Below are 2875 nucleotides of genomic sequence, written 5' to 3'. Positions count from 1 at the left end.
CAGTTCTGGCGTGTCGGTGGCGTGCTCGGTAGCAGCCCGCCACCGCCGCCACCACCGCCGGGGCGTCCGCCGCCACCGGGTAGCCCGCCCCCGCCGGGGTTACCACCCTGGTCGCCGCCGCCGGGGTTGCCGCCGCCGGGCGTACCGCCGGGGCAGAACAGGCCCAGCGGGTCGCAGCCCGGTCCGCCCGGCTGGCCCGGCTCGTTCGCCGGCGGCGGCGGGGCCTCGCCGTTGCCGGCGTCGTCCTTGCCGACGTTCGCCGCGGGCGGGAACTCTTCCTTGTCCTTGCCCTTGAGCGCGTCGTTCATGAAGCGCTGGAAGATGTCACCGGGCATCCGGGCACCGCTGATGTCCCGGCCGTCCTTGTACTGGATCGCCTTGCGGTCCTTGACGTTGCCGACCCAGACCGCGGTGGCGAGTTGTGGCGTGTAGCCGATCATCCAGGCGTCGCCGTTGCGGGTGGTCTTGTCGCCGAGTTCCCAGGTGCCGGTCTTCTCGGCGACCTGGCGGCCCTCGTCGAGCCGCTTGTTGATCTGGCCCGGGTACTGCTTCAGCACGGAGGTGACGTCCGCGACGATGTCCTTGTCGATCCGCTGCTGCCCCTTGAGCTTCTCCGCGCCGACCAGGTCCCACTTACCCGTGTCCGGGTTCTGCTTCTCCACCTTCCGGATGAAGTGCGCCTTGTGGTACATGCCCTGGTTCGCGAACGTGGCGACACCGTTTGCGTGGTCGAGCACCGTGATCGGGTACTGGCCGTAACCGAGGACGTGGAAGAACGGCGACGGTGCCAGGTCCTTCGGGTCGGCCTTGGTCAGGTCGTGCGCCTTGGCCGGGTTGGTGTCGGTCTGCCACATGGTGGTGACGCCGGCCTGCTTGGCCATGTCGAGCACCTTGTCCGGGCCGATCTGCTCGGTGATGTAGTAGAACGGCACGTTCAGCGACTTCAGCGTCGACAGTTCGAGCGTGCAGGAGTCACCGCAGGAGACCTTGTCCGCGCCGGCGTTGCTGACCTTGAACTTGGTGCCCTTCGGCGTGAACGCCGATCCCTTCCACCGGGACTTGAGCGAGATGCCTTCCTTCAGCGCCGCCGCCAACGTGTAGATCTTGAAGCTCGAACCCGGTGAGTGGCCACCGCTCACGACGCCGTTGTCGACGTTCTTGCCGGCGTAGTCGGTGCCGGTGCCGTTGTCGCCGCCGTAGTAGGCGAGCACGCGCCCGGTCTTCGGGTCGATCGCCACCACGGCGGCCATCAGGTTCGACGGCTGGCCGGCGAGTTCGGACTTCTTCCTGGCCCGCTGGGCCGCGTCGAGCGCCGCCTCCTGCATCTTCCGGTTGATCGTGGTGGTGATCCTGTAGCCGCCGCGGCTGAGCGCCTTGGCGCACAGCGGCTTCTTGTCCGTCACCTCGGCCTCGTTGTCGGTGCAGAGCTTCATCTCGCGCAGTTCCTGCGAGACGTAGTTGACGACGTTGCCGTACGGGGTGTCGATGCCGTAGCCACCAGCGCTGCTCTTCGACGGCTTCTGGATGTTCTTCGGGTACTCGGTGGGGTGCTGCGGCGTGTTCGGCGCGTCCAGCCACTTCTCCGTGATCATGCCGTTGATCACATAGTTCCACCGGTCGACGGCGGCCTGCGCGTTGATGGCCGGGTCGTAGCCCTTGTGCGTGGCGCTCGGCTCCGGCTGCTTGATCAGGGCGGCGAGCACCGCGGCCTCGGCGACGTTCAGGTCCTTGACGTTCTTGGCGAAGTATGTCTGCGCCGCCGACTGGATGCCGTAGGCGCCCCGGCCGAAGTAGATGACGTTCAGGTAGTGCTGCATGATCACGCGCTTGTCGTACTTGTCGTTCAGCTTGGAGGCGAGGATCGCCTCCTTCACCTTGCGGCCGTACGTGTCCTGGTTCAGGTTGTCGAACGCGTTGCGCGCGTACTGCTGGGTGATGGTCGAGGCGCCCTGCTTGTCGCCGCCGGTGAGGTTGTTCCACGCGGCCCGCGTGATGCCCTTGTAGTCCACACCGGAGTGCTTGTAGAAGTTCCGGTCCTCCGCCGCGGCCACCGCGTGCTGGACGTGCTCCGGAATCTGGTCGATGGTGACGAGCTGGCGGTTCTGGTCACCGATCCGCGCGAAGGCCTTGCCGCTCGAGTCCAAGATCGTGGTGGACAGCGGCGGGATCGTGTCCTCCGGGAGCACCACCTTGGTGGAGTACCAGGTGAAGCTCACCACGCCGATGCCGGCGAGCATGATGAACACGGCGAAGCCGGCGATCAGCATGTTGATCCGGCGGCGCTTCTTCGCGCGCGCCGGGTCCTCGCCGCGACCGCCCCGGCCGGGGCCGGTCGGGCCGCCGGGACCGCCGGGACCGCCACCGGCGGAGCCGGGCACCCGGGCGCGGCCGCCCACCGCCGCCGCGCCGACGCTCGCCCGGGCGCCGACGCTCGCGCGCCCGCCCACGCTCGCCGCCCCCACGCTCGCCGCGCCGACCGCGGCACGTCCGGCCGGAGCGGCCGGGGAGACCGGAACCGACGCCCGTCCGGCGCCCGCGCGCCCGGAGGCGCCGGGTGCCGGCGAGACGGGCACCGAGGCGCGGCCACCCGCGCCGGCCCGGCCCACCGAGGCCGAGCCCGATGCCGGGCGCGGCGCCGGAGCGGCGCCACCGACCGAGGCCCGGCCGCCCGAGCCGTAGGGTGTCGCGGAGGCGCGCGCCGAGGCGCCGCCGTCCGGGGAGCCGGACCAACCGGTCCCGCCCTGGTTCCACTCGGAACCGGGGTCGCCGTTCGGGCCCGGGATCTGGGCCCGCCCACGCGAAGAACTGGGATCGCCGTAGTTCATTCCTCACCCCCTGCCGGTCGCGGTGGGGCGCGGGGGCGCCGCCACCGGGT

At 70.3% G+C, this 2875-nt stretch carries 1 protein-coding gene; it reads right to left on the bottom strand.

What is annotated here, in order from left to right; genetic code table 11:
• On the bottom strand, positions 1-2825 hold a 2825-nt coding region (locus tag KBX39_RS27860), incomplete at its 3' end, for a transglycosylase domain-containing protein (protein ID WP_210873357.1).
• Positions 2826-2875: the final 50 nt, after the last annotated feature.

It is taken from the genome of Micromonospora sp. D75 (assembly GCF_018070405.1).
In the GTDB taxonomy this organism is placed as follows: Bacteria; Actinomycetota; Actinomycetes; order Mycobacteriales; family Micromonosporaceae; genus Micromonospora; species Micromonospora chalcea.
This window is presented reverse-complemented; position numbering and strand designations above follow the sequence as displayed.